The 17,134-nt window shown below is 72.2% G+C and carries 17 protein-coding genes; 3 read left to right on the top strand and 14 right to left on the bottom strand.

The annotated features are described in order from the left end of the window. Positions 1-40: 40 nt before the first annotated feature. A complete protein-coding gene (ppdK, locus tag ACOOHC_RS07960; RefSeq protein ID WP_420453456.1) occupies positions 41-2,680 on the bottom strand; it encodes a pyruvate, phosphate dikinase in 2,640 nt (879 codons plus the stop codon). A 72-nt stretch (positions 2,681-2,752) separates the two neighbouring features. On the opposite strand from ppdK, the gene ACOOHC_RS07955 reads away from it, so the two are divergent. Beyond that, positions 2,753-3,874, top strand: a complete 1,122-nt coding sequence (locus tag ACOOHC_RS07955; RefSeq protein WP_420453455.1) for a site-2 protease family protein — start codon at positions 2,753-2,755, stop codon at positions 3,872-3,874. Between the two features lie 139 nt (positions 3,875-4,013). Here the strand turns inward: ACOOHC_RS07955 and ACOOHC_RS07950 are convergent, their stop codons facing one another. Then, positions 4,014-4,718: a YgfZ/GcvT domain-containing protein gene (locus ACOOHC_RS07950; protein ID WP_420453454.1), complete on the bottom strand. Its 705-nt coding sequence runs from the start codon at positions 4,716-4,718 to the stop codon at positions 4,014-4,016. 33 nt (positions 4,719-4,751) lie between these two features. Here ACOOHC_RS07950 and ACOOHC_RS07945 point away from each other — a divergent pair, with 33 nt between their 5' ends. Continuing rightward, entirely contained in the window at positions 4,752-5,468 is a 717-nt protein-coding gene (locus ACOOHC_RS07945; RefSeq protein ID WP_420453453.1) for a hypothetical protein, read from the top strand. 1 nt (position 5,469) lies between these two features. Here ACOOHC_RS07945 and trpE read toward each other — a convergent pair whose 3' ends face one another. From trpE to ACOOHC_RS07920, 5 genes are all read right to left on the bottom strand, one after another. Further along, on the bottom strand, positions 5,470-6,996 hold the full coding sequence (gene trpE / locus ACOOHC_RS07940; protein WP_420453452.1) for an anthranilate synthase component I: 1,527 nt from the start codon (positions 6,994-6,996) through the stop codon (positions 5,470-5,472). Further along, positions 6,993-7,349: a phosphoribosyl-AMP cyclohydrolase gene (gene hisI, locus ACOOHC_RS07935; RefSeq protein WP_420453451.1), complete on the bottom strand. Its 357-nt coding sequence runs from the start codon at positions 7,347-7,349 to the stop codon at positions 6,993-6,995. The genes trpE and hisI overlap by 4 nt, the downstream gene beginning before the upstream one ends. A gap of 53 nt (positions 7,350-7,402) precedes the next feature. Further along, complete coding sequence (locus ACOOHC_RS07930) at positions 7,403-7,687, bottom strand: EthD family reductase (RefSeq protein ID WP_420453450.1); 285 nt, start codon at positions 7,685-7,687, stop codon at positions 7,403-7,405. Between the two features lie 152 nt (positions 7,688-7,839). Further along, the gene (locus tag ACOOHC_RS07925) at positions 7,840-10,206 is read right to left on the bottom strand and encodes a beta-propeller domain-containing protein (protein ID WP_420453449.1); all 2,367 of its coding nucleotides are present in this window, start codon (positions 10,204-10,206) and stop codon (positions 7,840-7,842) included. Positions 10,207-10,339: 133 nt separating this feature from the next. Continuing rightward, the gene (locus ACOOHC_RS07920; protein ID WP_420453448.1) at positions 10,340-10,663 is read right to left on the bottom strand and encodes a GroES family chaperonin; all 324 of its coding nucleotides are present in this window, start codon (positions 10,661-10,663) and stop codon (positions 10,340-10,342) included. 26 nt (positions 10,664-10,689) lie between these two features. Here ACOOHC_RS07920 and ACOOHC_RS07915 point away from each other — a divergent pair, with 26 nt between their 5' ends. Further along, positions 10,690-11,364, top strand: coding sequence for an alpha/beta hydrolase (locus ACOOHC_RS07915; RefSeq protein WP_420453447.1), 675 nt, complete (start codon positions 10,690-10,692; stop codon positions 11,362-11,364). On the opposite strand, the gene ACOOHC_RS07910 is transcribed toward ACOOHC_RS07915, so the two are convergent. The 7 genes from ACOOHC_RS07910 to hisC all read right to left on the bottom strand — a co-directional run bounded on the left by ACOOHC_RS07910 (position 11,306) and on the right by hisC (position 17,119). Further along, positions 11,306-12,271 carry a potassium channel beta subunit family protein gene (locus ACOOHC_RS07910; protein WP_420453776.1) on the bottom strand — a complete coding sequence of 322 codons (966 nt, stop codon included), beginning with the start codon at positions 12,269-12,271 and terminating at the stop codon, positions 11,306-11,308. The genes ACOOHC_RS07915 and ACOOHC_RS07910 overlap by 59 nt on opposite strands. An 84-nt stretch (positions 12,272-12,355) precedes the next feature. Next, positions 12,356-13,072 (bottom strand): crotonase/enoyl-CoA hydratase family protein, encoded by a 717-nt coding sequence (locus ACOOHC_RS07905; protein WP_420453446.1) that lies wholly within the window; start codon positions 13,070-13,072, stop codon positions 12,356-12,358. Between the two features lie 85 nt (positions 13,073-13,157). Next, positions 13,158-13,949 carry an imidazole glycerol phosphate synthase subunit HisF gene (gene hisF / locus ACOOHC_RS07900; RefSeq protein WP_420453445.1) on the bottom strand — a complete coding sequence of 264 codons (792 nt, stop codon included), beginning with the start codon at positions 13,947-13,949 and terminating at the stop codon, positions 13,158-13,160. Then, the gene (locus tag ACOOHC_RS07895) at positions 13,946-14,704 is read right to left on the bottom strand and encodes a HisA/HisF-related TIM barrel protein (protein ID WP_420453444.1); all 759 of its coding nucleotides are present in this window, start codon (positions 14,702-14,704) and stop codon (positions 13,946-13,948) included. The genes hisF and ACOOHC_RS07895 overlap by 4 nt, the downstream gene beginning before the upstream one ends. Then, positions 14,701-15,363, bottom strand: a complete 663-nt coding sequence (hisH, locus tag ACOOHC_RS07890; RefSeq protein WP_420453443.1) for an imidazole glycerol phosphate synthase subunit HisH — start codon at positions 15,361-15,363, stop codon at positions 14,701-14,703. Before hisH ends, ACOOHC_RS07895 begins: the two co-directional genes overlap by 4 nt. After that, a complete protein-coding gene (gene hisB, locus ACOOHC_RS07885) occupies positions 15,360-15,953 on the bottom strand; it encodes an imidazoleglycerol-phosphate dehydratase HisB (protein WP_420453442.1) in 594 nt (197 codons plus the stop codon). Before hisB ends, hisH begins: the two co-directional genes overlap by 4 nt. Beyond that, positions 15,950-17,119: a histidinol-phosphate transaminase gene (gene hisC / locus ACOOHC_RS07880; protein WP_420453441.1), complete on the bottom strand. Its 1,170-nt coding sequence runs from the start codon at positions 17,117-17,119 to the stop codon at positions 15,950-15,952. Before hisC ends, hisB begins: the two co-directional genes overlap by 4 nt. Positions 17,120-17,134: the final 15 nt, after the last annotated feature.

The raw sequence follows: 17,134 nt of genomic DNA, 5'->3' as shown, positions 1-17,134 counted from the left end.
TCGCTCGACCCGAGACACGATCGCGGGCGACGCCGTGGGGTCAGCGATTGGCGATGACGGCCTGCGCCGCCGAGAGGCGCGCGATCGGCACGCGGAAGGGGCTGCAGCTCACGTAGTCGAGACCGACCCGGTAGAACAGATCGATCGACTCGGGGTCGCCCCCGTGCTCGCCGCAGACGCCGAGCTTCAGCTTCTTCTTCGTCGCCCGGCCCCGCTCGGCGCCGAGCGCGACGAGGTCGCCGACGCCGGTCTGGTCGATGGTGTCGAACGGGTTCCGCTTCAGCAGGCCCTGCTCGAGGTAGGCGGGCATCATCCGGCTCTCGACGTCGTCGCGGCTGAAGCCGAACGTGAGCTGGGTGAGGTCGTTCGTCCCGAACGAGAAGAAGTCCGACACCTCCGCGATCTCGTCGGCGCGGATCGCGGCGCGCGGCGTCTCGATCATCGTGCCGATGGTGATCTCGGGTTTGTTGCGCATCCCCTTCAGCGCGACGTCGATCTCCTCCTGCACCCACGACCGGGCCAGAGCGAGCTCCTCACGGGTGACGGTCAGCGGGATCATGATCTCGACGATCGGGTTCTTCTTCCGCTTGCGCAGCGCGGCGGCGGCGTCGAGCAGGGCGCGCACCTGCATCGCGTACAGGCCCGGCTTGATCACCCCGAGGCGCACACCGCGGGTGCCGATCATCGGGTTGTGCTCGGCCCAGTTCTGGGCGGCGGTGAGCTCGGCGCGCTCGCGGTCGGAGAGCCCCTCGGTCGCCTCCTTGATCCGCAGCTCCTCCACCGACGGGAGGAACTCGTGCAGCGGCGGGTCGAGCAGCCGGATGGTGACCGGGAGGCCGTCCATCGCCTCGAGCACCTCCTCGAAGTCGGCCTGCTGCACGTCGCGCAGCTCGGCGAGCGCGGCCTCCTCCTCCTCGGCGGTGTCGGCGAGGATCATCCGGCGCACGACCGGGAGGCGGTCGGGGGCGAGGAACATGTGCTCGGTCCGGCACAGCCCGATGCCCTCGGCGCCGAGCTCGCGTGCGTTGGCGGCGTCCTCCCCGGAGTCGGCGTTGGCGCGCACCGCGAGCTTGCCCTTGCGGATCTTGTCGGCCCACTCGAGGATCGTGTGGAACTCGGCGGGCGGCTCGGCGCTCGCCATCGTCATCTCTCCGAGGACGACCTCACCGGAGGTGCCGTCGAGCGAGATGACGTCTCCCTCGGACACGGTCACGTCGCCGACGGTGAACTGCTTGCCGGAGATCTTGATCGCCTCCGCACCGACGATCGCCGGCGTGCCCCAGCCCCGGGCGACGACCGCGGCGTGGCTCACGAGCCCTCCCCGGGCCGTCAGGATCCCCTCGGCCACCATCATGCCGTGGACGTCCTCCGGGCTCGTCTCGTTGCGGACCAGCACGACCTTCTCCCCGGCGTCGGCCGCGTCGGCGGCGTCGTCGGCGGTGAAGTAGACCTTGCCGACCGCCGCGCCCGGCGACGCGCCGAGGCCCGTCGCGAGCACGTCACCGACGCTGTCGAACTGGGCGTGGAGGACGGCGTCGAGGTTGTCGGCGCTGACCCGGGTGACGGCGGTCTCGCGGCTGATCTTCCAGCGCTCCTTCCCCTTCCCGGTGCCCTTCGTCATGTCGACGGCCATCTTCAGCGCGGCGGCTCCGGTGCGCTTGCCGATGCGGGTCTGCAGCATCCACAGCTTGCCCTGCTCGATGGTGAACTCGGTGTCGCACATGTCCTCGTAGTGGCGCTCGAGGCGCACGAAGATCTCGAGCAGCTCGTCGTGGATCGACGGGAACACGTCGGCCATGTCCTCGAGGGTCTGCGTGTTGCGGATGCCGGCGACGACGTCCTCGCCCTGGGCGTTGACGAGGAAGTCGCCGTAGGGCTTGTTCTCCCCGGTCGCGGCGTCGCGCGTGAACCCGACGCCGGTGCCCGAGTCGTCGTCGCGGTTGCCGAACACCATCGCCTGCACGTTGACCGCCGTGCCCAGCCGGTGATCGATGCGCTCACGGACGCGGTAGGCGATCGCCCGGGGCCGGTCCCACGACGAGAACACGGCCTCGATGGCGCCGCGGAGCTGCTTCATCGGCTTCTGCGGGAACGGCTTGCCGGTCGTCTCCTTGACCAGCTCCTTGTACCGCTCGCAGAGGTCCTTCAGCGCGTCGGCGGGGATCTCGGCGTCGTTCCTCACCCCGGCGTCGTCTCGGGCGCGCTCGAGCATCTCCTCGAACGGCTCGCCCTCCGCGCCCATCACGATGCGGGCGTACATCGAGATGAACCGGCGGTAGCTGTCGTAGGCGAAGCGCTCGTTGTCGGTCGACGCCGCCAGCCCCTTGACCGAGCGGTCGTTGAGCCCGAGGTTGAGCACGGTGTCCATCATCCCCGGCATCGAGAACTTGGCCCCGGAGCGGACCGACACCAGCAACGGGTCCTTCGGGTCGCCGAGCGAGCGGCCCATGTCCCGCTCGAGCTTGGCGACCTGCTCGGCGATCTCCGCGTCCAGCTCCTTCGGCCACCCCGACTCCATGTGGGCCCGGCACGCGTCCGTCGACACGGTGAACCCGGCCGGCACCGGGAGCTCGAGCACGCTGGTCATCTCCGCGAGGTTCGCCCCCTTGCCCCCCAACAGGTCCTTGTACTCCATGGGCGAGCGGCGGTGCTTGTGATCGAAGCTGTAGACGTAAGGCATACGGCGGCACAGCATAGATCGCGGCCTCGAGCGCGCCCGGTGTCCGTCCGGCGGGCTCGTACACTGGAGGAGGTGTTCAGGCTGCTGGGTTTCGACGTGCGGGTGCAGTCGGGGTTCGTGGTGTTCATGGGCCTGATCGTCGTGCTCTACGGCGACTCGTTCGGGCTGTGGTTGGCCGGGTCGATCGCCGTGCTCACCCTCGTCCACGAGCTGGGTCACGCCCTCGCCGCCCGACGCACCGGGGCCGAGGCGGAGATCTCGCTCGGCTTCCTCGCCGGCTACGCGTCCTACCGGCCCAGCCGCCACCTGTCGCGCGCCGAGCAGGCGTGGATCTCCTTCGCGGGGCCGCTGACCCACATCGTGGTCGCGGTGGCGGTGCTGATCGCGATGGGCGTCAACCCCCTGGTGCGGTCGTCGTTCGCGTCGAGCGAGGCGTCGCTGGCGATCTGGTGGGCCGGGCCGGCGATCGGGCTGCTCAACCTCGTGCCGGTGCTCCCCCTCGACGGGGGCAGCATCGTGGCGCAGGGCGTCGACCGGATCGTCCCCGGGCGCGCCCACGGGTACGTGCTGCGCTTCTCGATCGCCGCGACCCTCGCGGGGGCGGCGTGGATGTTCGCGTCCGGCCGCCAGGGGTTCGGCATCTTCGTCGCGTTCCTGCTGATCAGCCAGTTCCAGATGCTCCAGGCGTCGCGTCCGGCCCCGACGCCGCTCACGGCGTGGCAGTCGGCCGCTGCGTCGCTCGACGCCGGCAAGCACGCGCGGGCGCGCCGGACGCTGATCGCCGCGCTGAGCCACCCCCAGCCACGGTCGGGGCCGCTCGAGGCCGGGATCCCCCTCGACCGGGCCGACGAGGTGATCGAGCTGCTCGGCGATCCCCTCCCCCACGGTGACCCGGCGAACGAGTACGTCCTGGCGGACCTGCTGCTGCGCACCGGCGGTCACGAGCGCGCCGCCCACTACGCGGCGGAGTCCTACCGGCGACAGCCGAACACCCTCAGCGCCCTGATCGTGGCGCGCGCCGCGGGGGCCCTGGGCGACGACGAGACCGCGATCGGGTGGCTGCGCACCGCGGCCTCGGTGGGCACGTCGCCGGCGGCGCTCGCGACGACGATCGATCGAGCCCGGGAGCTGGCGGAGCTGCGCGATCACCCTGCGGTCACCGAGATCCGGCGGTCGCTCTCGCCGACCGGCTGACGGCGCGCACCCCGCTCGCCGCCGGTGGCGCCGCCACGACCGCTCCGTGCGGTGGCGGCTCGGCGTCGCGCCAGCCCGGTGACGAACCGGCACGTGCGCCGCCGGGGTCACCGGGCGCCCGGCGGGAGGGGTCGGCGGCTCAGGTCGCGACGTGGTCGGGGAGGCGACCGACCTCGGCGCCACGGCGGACGAGGGCGAGGCCGACCCCGCCCTCCCCGGCGACGCTGGTGATCGTCCCGACCTCGGTGCCGTCGGCGTCGTGGACCGGGTCACCGACGGCCTGGCTGCGATCGGGGTTCGAGTCGAGGTCGACGATGCGCAGCGACCGGGGAGCGTCCGCGCCGCGCGAATCCATCCGCTCGACGAGCTCCTGGCCGGGGTAGCACCCCTTCGCCCGGTCGACGGCGAGGTGGACGATGCCGGTCGAGGCGGGGATCGTCGACCCCGGCTCGATCTCGTGCCCCATCCGCGGCCACCCGGCGGAGATGCGCGCGAGCTCGTGGCCGAGCGACGGCGCGGCGTCGGCCTCGTCGAGCGTGGTCTCGGCGTCGACGCGGATCTTGAACCGGTCGAGGCGGGCGAGCAGGGTGGCGCCGAACCCGGCGTCGGTGTCGAGCACGAACACGTCGTCGGCCGTTCGCTGCACCCTGGCCAGCGCATCGATCTTGCCCGACGGGTCGAGCACGAACGTCCAGCGCGCCGCGCCGAGCTCGAGGTCGCGGATCTCCTGGGAGATCTGCGACTGGAGGTAGCTGCAGGCGTCGGCGCCCGCGACCGTCACCCGGTCGCGCGCCCCCTGGTCGATGAGGTTCTCGGTCGCTGCGACGGCGTCGGCGGTGTCCACCACCCCAGTCTGGCGTGCCACACTGCCGACACCATGCCCGCCGACCGAGAACCCCCGTCCGACGATCGTGCCCGGGGTCTCCCCGACGACGGCCCCGACGGCGCCGGCCGAGGCGACCCGACGTCCCACGGCGCCACGTCCCACGGGGAGGCGATCCGGCCGGACGACGTGATCCCCGGCGACCGGGCCGCACCGGGTGCGCCGGCGAGCGCCTCGCTGGACGACCTCGCGCGTCGTGCGGTCGAGGTGGTCGGCGACCTCCTCGGCCGGGCCAACCGCCTGGCCGGGCGCGTCCTGCTGCTCGCCGGGGGCGCGTGCCTCCTCGGGTACGTCCTCGGCATCGCCGCGCTCGACGGGGGGCTGCGCACGTTCTGGATCGTCGTCGGCGGGCTCGCCGCCGCCTGGGCGATCGGCTCGGTGCTCGTCGCGATGTGGCGGGTGCGGGCGATCCGGCGCGGCAGCGCTGCCCTCGCCGACGACGTGCGCTCGCTGATCGGGCGCGACGGCGAATCGCACCGGACGGTGATCGACACCGTCGAGTCGACGAGCGGGCGCCCCGGCGTGGTCGGGACCTCGCGCCGGTTCTTCTCGCTGCGCGACCTCACGGGCGACCAGACGGGGGACCTCACCGAGCTGAGCGTCGCCGTGGCGACGATCAGCCGGTTCCCGGCGACGGTGGCGCTCGCCGCGCTGATCGGGTTCGTGTTCGCGCTGCTGTCGCTCGTGTTCGCGCTGGTGCTCGCCGTCTGAGTCAGGCCGAGGTCCCGCTCACCCGGCGCGCCTCGGTCATGCGTCGTGCGGCCGGGATCGCGGCCAGCAGCGCGGCGGCCTTGTTCCGGCACTCGAGGTCCTCGTCGTCGGGGACCGAGTCGGCGACGATCCCGGCACCCGCCTGCAGGCTCGCCGTGCGGCCGTCGGCGGAGATGAACATCGTGCGGATCGCGATCGCCGTGTCGAGGTTGCCGCTCCAGTCGATGTAGCCGACGACCCCGCCGTACGGCCCGCGCTTGACCGGTTCGAGGTCGTCGATGATCTCCATCGCACGGACCTTCGGAGCCCCCGACAGCGTCCCCGCCGGAAGCGTCGCCCGCAGCACGTCGACCGGGCCGAGCCCGTCGAGGAGGCGACCCGACACCTGCGAGGTGAGGTGCATCACGTGGCTGTACAGCTCGAGCGTCATCAGCTCCTCGACGGTCACCGACCCGAACTCGGCGACGCGGCCGACGTCGTTGCGCGCCAGGTCGACGAGCATCACGTGCTCGGCGCGCTCCTTGGGGTGCTCGGCGAGCTCGGCGGCCATCCGGCGGTCGTCGGCGTCGGTTCGGCCCCGACGGCGGGTCCCGGCGATCGGGCGCGACACGACGCGCCGGTCGAGGAGCTGCACCATCGGCTCCGGTGACGAGCCGACGATGGTGAGCTCGCGGTGCCGGACGAAGTACATGTACGGCGACGGGTTGACCTGGCGCAGCACCCGGTACACGTCGAACGGATCGGCGTCGAGCTCGAGGTCGTAGCGCTGGGAGAGGACGACCTGGAACACGTCACCGGCGACGACGTGCTCCTTCGCGACCTCGACCGCCCGCTGGTAGCTCCCACCGCCCATCGTCGAGGAGAGGTCGGGGAGCTCGTCGTCACCCGCCGGCGGCGCGGTCGGGGTGTAGGCGAGCGGGCGGGCGAGGTCCTCGACGGAGCGCTCGACGCGCGCCACCGCGTCGTCGTAGGCCGCATCGACGTCGTCCGCGGCGAGTCCCCCGGTCGCGACGCTCTCGATCAGGTAGACCCGCTGTCGCCAGTGATCGAACGCCGCCAGCGAGCCGATCACCGACATCACGGCGTCGGGGAAGCCACGGTCGTCGACGGGGGCGTCGGGGAGGTGCTCGACCTCGCGGATCACGTCGTAGCCGAGGAAGCCCACGATGCCCCCGTGCAACGGCGGCAGGTCGTCGAAGGCGGGGCTGCTCGAGGCGTCGAGCAGCGCCTCCAGCGCGGCGAGGATCCCCTCGTCGGTCGGGATGCCCGGCGGGAGCGACCCGTCCAGCTCGACGACCCCGTCGCGCGCGACGAGCGTCGCCGACGGGTCTCGCCCGACGAAGGAGAAGCGCGCCCACCGCTCGGCTCCCTCCACCGATTCGAGCAGGAACCCCGCTCCGTCGCCGACCAGCTTGGAGAACGCCGCGACGGGCGTCTCGAGGTCGGCGAGCAGCTCGGTCCAGACGGGGACGATCGTGTGCTCGGCGGCGAGCTGTGCGAACTCGTCGCGCGAGGGCGAGAACCTCACCGACCGAAGGCGCGGTGGAAGCAGGACCGCTCACCGGTGTGGCAGGCCCCGGCGCCCTCCTGCTCGACCTTGAACAGCAGCGCGTCGGCGTCGCAGTCGAAGTACGCCTCGCGCACGAACTGGCGGTCCCCGCTCGTGTCGCCCTTGCGCCACAGCTCCTGGCGGCTCCGCGACCAGTAGACCATCCGCCCCTCGGCGAGGGTCATCTCCAGCGACTCGGCGTTCATCCAGGCGAGCATGAGCACCTCGCCGGTGTCGGCGTCCTGGGCGATCGCCGTGATCAACCCGCGGTCGTCCCAGCGCAGCGCGTCGAGCTGGTCCCGGGTCGGTTCGATCGTGGTCGCCTCGGCCATCCTCGCAGCCTACGGACGACGACCGGGGCGCACGCAGCCCGTTCGGGCGGCGCTCAGTCGACGAGGCGCGACACCTGCATCGTGGGAGTGGCGTTGGTGAAGTTCGGCAGGTCGGCCAGCGCCTCCTCGCCGTTGGCCATCGACGCCTCCATCGCCTCGAGCGAGTCGAAGTAGAGGTTGCCGATCGCGGTGTACGGGCCGTCGACGCCGATCTCGACGTCCCAGCGGGCCGGCTTGATCGTCCGGGCGACGATGTCGGCGAAGTGGGTCTGCCGGTAGTAGTCGACGTCGAAGGTGACGTCGTCACCGGCGGGGTACAGGACACTGACCTTGATCATCTCGATCTCCTCGTCGTGGCGGAGCCGGCCGATCCCGCCCCGGCGGTCACCGTAGGCCCCCCGGCTCGCGCCGTCGGACCCGGAGCCCGTCGGCCGGGGAGCGTGGTGGTTCCCGTCCCGAGCGGTCTACGCCGCCTCGTGGACGACGACGGTCACCTCAGCTCGACGTCCGCGATGGGCGCCAGCGTGGCGAGCTCGTCGGCTCGGAGCTTCGCGGTCGACAGCGTCCACAGCTCGCCGTCGATCACCATCGATCGTCGGATCACGATGCGGTCGTCGATCCCGCCGCCCGGCCAGCACATCTCGACCCGGTCGATCCCATCGAGGTCGATCACCGTCGAGATCTGATCCGGATCCACGTAGTTCGGGATGTCCTCCACCGCGATGCGCTCGCAGGAGTGCCCCTCGGCTCCACCCCGCTGATCGGACGTGCAGAGGTTGATCTGGCCCTCCTGGGCGTAGGAGAAGAGCGCTCCGTCGGCCTCGGTGAGACCGCTCTCGTCGAGCACCCGGCAGTCGGTCGCACCGAACTCGCCCGTCGTCGAGTCGGCGTGGGTGATCCTGCCCCGCTCGACGATCCCGTCACGTGTCACGTCGACCACGACCGCGCCGCTGAACCCATCCGACCAGGAGGTGAGCGGGACCACCGCGGTGTCGCTGTCCGCCCACCACAGGAAGGCCCGGTGGTCGAACTCGACGTCGCTCGACGCTCCCGGCGCCGTCCACACGTCGAGCTCGATCGGGTTCGCCGGGTCGGCGACGTCGAAGAGCGACATCTTCGATCCGGTGACGCGGCCGTCGTCGGTGGCGTCGCGGCCCACCCCGAGCACGAGCGAGTCGCCGAGCGGGTGGAGGTAGTTGGACACACCGGGGATCTTCAGCTCCCCGGTGACCGCCATCGCGGTCGGGTCGGACAGGTCGACGACGTAGAACGGGTCGGTCTGGCGGAACGTGACGACGTACGCGACGTCATCGACGTAGCGCACCGAGAAGATCTGCTCACCCCGACCGAGCTCCCCGACCGATCCGATCTCGGTGAGCACCTCACCGCTGCGCGCCAGCGCGACGACCCGGCTCTCCGACGACCTGCCGGACCAGGGGTCGCCCTCGGTCAGCGCGGCGAAGAACGTCTCCCCGTCGTCGTGCATCGAGAACTGGTTCAGCAGGCGGCCCGAGACCGACCCCGACGCCTCGTACTCGGCGGGCTGCCCCGCCCCGAGCCCGAAGCGGTGGATCTCGGTCGTGGTGTCCCCGCCCTCGGCGACGATGCGCCCGTCCGCCTCCGGGGCCGGGGGCTGCCATCGCTGCGTCGCCACGTACATCCGGTCGCGCGACGCGTAGACCGTGTCGCCGGAGGCGAGGACCGCGGTGGTCGAACCCGGTGCGGCCAGCGGTGCGTCGAGAGGGATCGTGACGACGGACAGCACGTCGAACCCGGCGAACTCGGCGGGGGCGTGGACGCGATCGCACTCGACCAGCTCACCCTCGCTGCGCCGGTCGTCGGGACCGATCAGCGACCATCCCGGGATCCAGTCGTCGATCGTGGTCTCGGCGACCAGGCGGCGGTTCGCCTCGGCGGCGAACTCCTCCGCCTCGGGGCCCGAGGGGTAGACGAACGGGAGCGGCGCGGGTGGGGCCGTGACGGCCAGGCGCATCGTGCCGTCCACGGCCCGAGCGCTCAGGTAGCGGCCCTCGATCTCGAGCGTCGCGACGACCGTCGGCGAGGCGGGGTCGCTGAGGTCGACCTCGGTCACGGTCGTGCTCGGTCGTGACGGGACCGGCATCGACGACGCGCTGTCGGCCTCGATCGGCATCGGCTCGATGAACCCGCCCTCGCCGTGGGACACGACGACGGCGCGATCGGGCGCGAGGAACATCTCCCGACGCCGGACCCACCTCGACTCCCCCTCGCCGAGACCCACCGACCCGAGCTCGGTGCGCCCGGCGACGTCGACCACGTGCAGCCGATCGTCGGCGAGCGCGACGATCAGCTCGCCGTCGGTCTTGACGATGTCGGCCTCGTCCACGCCCTCGACCTGGATGTTCGTCCCCGACGCGCCGCCGGACCCCTCTGCTGCCGGGGCATCCATCGCGTCGGCCGACTCCGCCATCGCGTCGTCCGCAGCCCGCCCGCCGACGGTGCTGTCCGCCATCGCGTCGGTGCCGACGGTCGTGCGCCCGTACCAGCCGCCGTCGCCGAACCCGTAGGCGCCGACCCGTTCGGCCGCTTCGTGGTGGAGGTGATCGAGCACGGCGTCGCAGCGATCGAAGCGACGCAGGGCGATCCCGGCGAAGCCCGCCGGTCGATCTCCGCTCCCGGAGACGGCGGTCGCCGTCGGCGTCCGGCGGTCGGTCGGATCCCGGTCGGTCGATCCCCCGCCGCTCGACGTCACGACTCCGGTCCCCGGGGCGCCGCCGGCGTCCCCGCCGTCGGGGGCGGTCGCGGAGCAGGCCGCCACCGCGAGCGTGGCGGCCACCGTCGCGATGGCGATCGTGGTGCGTGGACGGGTGGGGATCATGTCGAACTCCTCGGGTGAGCGGCGATGGGGTTCTGACGTCTCCAGGCCCCCGTCCGGTTCCCGAGTCCACGGACGGGATCGCTCGACCGACCCACGGCTGCGCGTCGCGCCGCGCCGGGCCCGGCGCGCACGCTCAGAGGTAGAGACCGGTCGAGGCCTCGATCCGCTCGGCGGCGACCGCGTGGAGCTCGCGCTCGCGCAGCATGATGTAGTCGTCGCCCTGGACCTCGACCTCGTAGCGGTCATCGGGGCTGAAGAGCACCTTGTCGCCGATCTCGCACGTGCGGACGTTCTGGCCGTGGGCGACCACCGTGGCCCACACGAGCCGCTTCGCCATCTGCGCGGTCGCCGGGATCAGGATCCCACCCGACGACGTCCGCTCGCCGTCGTCGGTCGTGCTGACCAGCACCCGGTCGTTGAGCATCTTGATGGGCAGCTTGTCGTCACGGCCGGGCATGCGCCCTCACGGTACCGTCGGCGAGCGTGACGATCGACGTGACGACGGTGGGGTTCACGACGACGGACGGGGTGGCGTCGCACGGCGATCTGGCGGTCCCCACCGAACCGCGCGCGGTGGCGATCGTCTGCCACCCCCACCCGCTCCACGGCGGCGACCGGTTCCACCCCGTGGTGACCGCCCTGCACGAGGTGCTGCCGACGATCGGCGTCGCCTCGCTGCGCTTCGACTTCCGTGCCGACTTCGACGGCGGTGCCGGCGAACGCCTCAACGCACGGGCCGCGCTCGACGAGGTGACGCGCCGCGTCGGACGCATGGCGACGTTCGCGCTCGGCTACTCCTTCGGCGCGATGGTCGTGCTCGGCCTCGACCACCACGACCTCGAGGGGATCGTGCTGGTCGCTCCCCCGTTGGGTCGCGCCGAGCTTCCCGACTCGTCGCCCGCGGGCACCGGGGCGCTCGTCGTCGTGGCGGAGCACGACCGGTTCGCCCCGCCCGACGTCGTCGCCCCGATCACCTCGACGTGGCCCGACACGACCGTCGAGGTCGTGGAATCGGCCGACCACTTCCTCACCGGACGCGGCGCGGAGGTGGCGAGCCGAACCGCCGAGTGGGTGGCGGGGCGACTGCCGCCGGCCGGCCTCAGCGGCCGAGGGCCTCGTCGATCTCGCCCATCACGTCGTCGTCGAGCTTCGGGATGACGTCGAGAGCGGCGAAGTTCTGCTCCACCTGCTCGACCTTCGACGCACCGGTGATCACCGACGACACCATCGGGTGCTTGGTCGCCCAGGCGAGGGAGAGCTGCGCCATCGAGCAGTCGAGCCGCTCGGAGATCGGGCGCAACCGCTCGACCCGCTCGATCACGTCCTGGTCGGACAGGCGATCCTGCAACCACTCGTAGCCCTCGAGCGCGCCACGGGAGTCCTCCGGGATGCCGTCGGCGTACTTGCCGGTGAGCAGCCCCGATGCGAGCGGGCTCCAGATTGTGTTGCCGTAGCCGAAGTCGTCCGTGATGCGTGCGAACTCCTTCTCGACCTTGCGGCGCTCGAGCAGGTTGTACTGGCTCTGCTCGGTGACCGGCTTGTGCCAGCCGTGTCGATCCGCGATGTCGATCGCCGAGCGGACCTCGTCGGCGGTCCACTCGCTGGTCCCCCAGTAGTGGGCCTTCTTGTGCTCGATGATCTCGGTGAAGGTCTGGACGATCTCCTCCATCGGCGTGTCGGGATCGCAGCGGTGGCAGTAGACGACGTCGACGAAGTCGTCGCCGAGGCGCTCGAGCGACCCGTCGATGGCGTGCATCAGGTACTTGCGGTTCAGCGTGTTGCGCATGTTCGGCACGTCGCCGTGGATGCCCCAGAACAGCTTGGTGGTCAGCACGTACGACCAGCGCGGCCAGCCGAGCTCCCGGAACGCGCGGCCCATGATCTCCTCGCTCTTGCCGCCGGCGTAGGCCTCGGCGTTGTCGAAGAAGTTGCACCCCGCGTCACCTGCGGCACCGATGCACTTCACCGCGAGCTCGTCGTCGACCTGGGTGTCGAAGGTGACCCAGCTCCCGAGGCTCAGGATGCTGACCTTGAGACCGGAGCGACCGAGTCGGCGGTACTCCATCTTGTCGTTCACTGCGGGTTGTGCCATGGGCGGGGGCCTACCCGTGCCCCACGCTGGGGAAACGACCGGGGGCGGCCGGCGCGCTCAGCCGGTGGGGACGGCTCCGGAGGCTCGGTCGCGGGCGATCCCGTCGTCCATCTGCTCCAGCACGCGCCCGCGCAGGGAGCGGACGGTCCTCGCGTACGCGCGGCCGTCGAGGGCGGCGAGCCCGGCCGCTCGCTCGAGGGCGACGTCGAGCACGTCGTCGGCCGCGACGACCTCGTCCAGGAAGCCGACGTCGACCGCGTCGACCGCCGACGTGACGTGCGCCGTCGCCACCGAGCGCTGGAGGTGGCGCGGCGAGAGCCGATCGACGGAGATGGCGAGGGCCCAGTCGGGCAGCGTCATCCCGATCGCGACCTCGTTCAACCCGATCTTGCAGTCGACGTCGGCCCCGACGCGCACATCGCACCCGAGCAGGACGAGCGCACCGGCGGCGAGCGCGTGGCCGGTGCAGGCCGCGACCACGGGGACCGATGAGCCGTACAGCGCGCGCACGAGGTCGCCGCCGTCGGACACGAGGGCCGACATCGCAGCGCCGTCGCCCGAGCGCATCACCGTCAGGTCGAAGCCGGCGCAGAACCGTCCGTCGCGCCCGTGGATCACCAGCGAGGTGACCTCGTCGTCGGACTCGGCCTCGGCGAGGGCGCTGCGCACCGCTGCGATCATCTCGCCGGACAGGGCGTTCGCCTTCCCGTCGTCGAGGTGGCACACGAGGACTCCCCCGTCGCGCCGCTCCGTCGTGACCGGATCCGTGCTCATCTGCGCGACCGTACGCGCTGCGACCCCACCACGCCCATCCGGTGTCGTGCGCCGGTGGGGGCGGGGTGCTCCGCCGGCGGAGGGTTCAGGCGCCGGCGGGGCGCACGGTCACGCCGGCGGCGGCGAGCACCGCCTTGGCCTCGGCGACGGTGTGCTCGCGGAAGTGGAAGATCGAGGCGGCGAGGACACCGTCGGCGTCTCCGTCGGTGACGCCGCGCACGAGGTCGTCGAGGGTGCCGACGCCCCCGCTCGCGATGATCGGCACGCCGACGGCGGACGACATCGTCCGGGTGAGCTCGAGATCGAACCCGGCGCGGGTCCCGTCGCGGTCCATCGAGGTGACGAGCAGCTCGCCCGCCCCCAGCGCGACGGCGCGGCGCGCCCAGTCGACCGCGTCGATGCCCGTCGGCGTGCGACCGCCGTGGAGGAACACCTCCCACCCCGTCTCGACGGTCCATCGCGCGCCGTCGCTCGGTCGGCGCTTCGCGTCGATCGCGCACACGACGCACTGGTCGCCGAACACCGTGGCGATCTCGGAGACGAGCTCCGGGCGCTGCACGGCGGCGGTGTTCACCGACACCTTGTCCGCCCCGGCCCGCAGCATGGTGCGGGCGTCCTCGAGGGTGCGGATCCCTCCACCGACGGTGAACGGGATGTAGACCTGCTCGGCGACCGAGCGCACCATGTCGACCGTGGTCGAGCGGTCGTCGCTCGATGCCGTGATGTCGAGGAAGATCAGCTCGTCCGCGCCCTCGAGGTCGTAGCGGGCGGCGAGCTCGACGGGATCGCCGGCGTCGCGCAGGTCGACGAAGTTGGTGCCCTTGACGACGCGACCACCGGTGACGTCGAGGCACGGGATGACCCGCGCGACCCTCATCGCGTCGCCCCCGTGGCCCGCTCGGCGCCCGGCTCGCCCGAGAGCGCACCGAGCGCCGCGCGCAGGTCGAGGCGACCCTCGTAGAGCGCCTTGCCGGTGATGATCCCGGCGAGCCCCTCGATCGCCGCGAGCGCGCGGACGTCGTCGAGGTCGGCCACACCCCCGCTCGCGACCACGGGCACGTCGGTCGACGCGACCGAGAGCGCGAGGCCCTCGACGTCGGGGCCGGCGAGCATCCCGTCGCGACCGATGTCCGTGATCACGAACGCCGCGGCCGACGCGAAGCGGGCGTACGCCTCGTCGAGGCGCATGCCGCTGCCCTCGGTCCAACCGTGGACCGCCAGCTCACCGCCGCGGTGGTCGAGCCCGACCGCGACCGCGACGACCTCGCTCGCCCGCTCGACGAGGCCCGGGTCGGCGACGGCGGCCGACCCCATCACGACGCGCGCGACCCCCGAGCGAGCGAGCTCGGTCGCGTCCTCGACGGAGCGCACGCCGCCTCCCGTCTGGATCCGGGCTCCCGCCCCCTCCACCGCGGCGGCGATCGCCGCGACGACCGGACGGTTGACGGGGTCTCCCGAACGGGCCGCGTCGAGGTCGACGACGTGGACCCACGGCGAGCCGGCCTCGGCGAACCCACGGGCCACCTCGACGGGGTCGTCGCCGTACACCGTCTCGTCGTCGTAGTCACCCTGCCGCAGGCGCACGACGCGCCCGGCGCGCAGGTCGATCGCGGGGTACAGCTCCGCGCTCATCGGCGCGTCCCGGCGGCGGTCGTCGACGCCGAGCGGCCCGCGCACACCTCGACGAAGTTGCCCAGCAGCGCGAGCCCCGGTCGGCTCGACTTCTCCGGGTGGAACTGGACGGCGAACACCTCGCCCAGGCGGAACGCGACGTTGAGCGTGGAGCCGTACTCGACGGTCGCCGCGACGACGTCGGCGTCGTCGGGCACGCCGTGCAGGGAGTGGACGAAGTAGAGCCACGCGTCGTCCCCGAGCCCGGCGAGCATCGGGTCGTCGGTCGCGACGACATCGAGCCGGTTCCACTGCATCTGGGGGACCTTGGGACCCGGCGGGATGCGCTCGACGGTGCCGGCGATCACGTCGAGGCCCGCCACGTCGGGGTCCTCCTGCGAGCGCGAGAACAGCATCTGCATCCCGACGCAGATGCCGAGGAAGGGGCGGCCCGATGTCGCAGCGTCCAGCGTGGCGCGCTCCAGCCCCGCGTCGCGCAGCGCCCCCATGCACGCCCCGAACGCGCCGACACCGGGCAGGACGACCCCGTCGGCGGCGGCGATCTCGGCGGGATCGGAGGTCAGGCGGGCGTCGGCGCCGCACCGGGTGAGCGCCTTCTGGGCGGAGTGCAGGTTGCCGATGCCGTAGTCGACCACCGCGATCGACGGCGCCTCGCTCACAGCACGCCCTTCGTCGAGGGGACGCCCGCGGCGCCGTCGACGCGCACCGCGTCGCGCAGGGTGCGGGCGAGGCCCTTGAACGTCGCCTCGATGACGTGGTGGGTGTTGCGACCGCGGACCAGCTCGACGTGGAGGGTGATGCCGGCGGCGGTCGCGAACGAGGTGACGACGTGCTCGGCGAGCTGGGGGTCGAACGCCGGGTTCCCGAGGGGGAGCCCCGGGGGCATCTCGACGTGCCACTCGACGTGGGGACGGCCCGACAGGTCGAGCGCGACGTCGACGAGGGTCTCGTCGAGCGGGTAGCGCCCGCTCGCGAAGCGCCGCACCCCGGCCTTGTCGCCGAGGGCGTCGGCGAACACCTCGCCGAGGGTGATCGCGACGTCCTCCACCGTGTGGTGGGTGTCGACGTCGAGGTCGCCGTCGGCCGCGACCGACAGGTCGAAGCCACCGTGGCGGCCGATCTGGTCGAGCATGTGGTCGTAGAACGGGATCCCCGTCGAGACATCGGTCTCGCCGGTCCCGTCGAGGTCGATCGACACCTCGATGGTGGTCTCCTTGGTGGTGCGCGAGCGCGAGGCGGTGCGGTTCATGTGATCGCTTTCATCGAGGGGGAGGTCGGATCCGTCGCGGTGCTCGACGCCGTGGTCGACGATCGGCCGTCACCGGAGGTCGTCGGCGCCTCGGGCGACGTCGGGTTCGACGGGTCGAGGACGGCGCGCAGGGCGTCGAGGAAGCGGTCGTTCTCGGTGGGCGTCCCGACGGTCACGCGCAGGCAGCCGGCGAGGCGTGGCCACCCCGAGCAGTCGCGCACGAGCACGCTGCGGTCGACGAGGCCCTGCCACACCGCCCGCCCGCCGAGGGTCGAGGGCCGGAACAGCACGAAGTTTGCTCCCGAGTCGAACACGTCGAGCGGCATCGCGCCCAGGGCCGTCGTGAGTCGCTCGCGCTCGGCGACGAGCACGTCGACCCGGTCGTTCATCTCGGCGGTGAAGCGCAGCGCGACGCGCCCGGCGAGCTGCTTGAGCGAGTCGAGGTGGTACGGCAGCACCACCTTGTCGAGCTCGCGCACCAGCCAGGTCGGTCCGATCAGGTAGCCGAGCCGCGCTCCCGCCATCGACCACGTCTTGGAGAACGTGCGCGTGACGACGAGGGGTGAACCCTCGTCGACGAGGTCGAGCGCCGACCAGTCGGCGAACTGCGCGTAGGCCTCGTCGACGACGACGAGGCCAGGAGCCGTCGCGAGGAGCTGCTCGACGCGCTCGATCGGCTCGACGAGGCCGGTCGGGTTGTTCGGCGAGGTGAGGAACACGACGTGGGGGCGGTGCTCGGCGAGCACCCGATCGACCTCGGCGGGATCGAGGGTGAAGTCGGTGCCGCGCTCACCCTCGACGACCGTCGCACCGGTGACCCTCGCGATCTGGGCGTGCATCTGGTACGTGGGCTCGAAGGTCCCCACGACGCGCCCGGGCCCCGCGTAGGCGAGCAGCAGGCACTGGAGCACCTCGTTCGAGCCGTTCGCCACGAAGACCTGCGCGGGGTCGACCCCGTGCAGCGCCGCGATGTCGCGTCGCAGGTCGGTCGCGGCCCGGTCGGGGTAGCGATGCCAGTCGATGCGGCCCGCCTCGGCCGCCAGGGCGTCGCGGAAGCCGTCGGGCGGGGGGAACGGCGATTCGTTCGTGTTCAACCGCACCTCGACGTCGACCTGGGCGGAGTGGTACCCGTCGAGAGCGCGCAGGTCGTCGCGGACGTGGATCACGACCGGCGATGCTAC

Origin of the sequence: Ilumatobacter sp. (assembly GCF_965215205.1) — a bacterium.
Classification (GTDB): Bacteria; Actinomycetota; Acidimicrobiia; order Acidimicrobiales; family Ilumatobacteraceae; genus Ilumatobacter_A.
The sequence above is the reverse complement of the archived record's forward strand: the minus strand, read 5'-3'. Positions and strand labels throughout refer to the sequence as shown.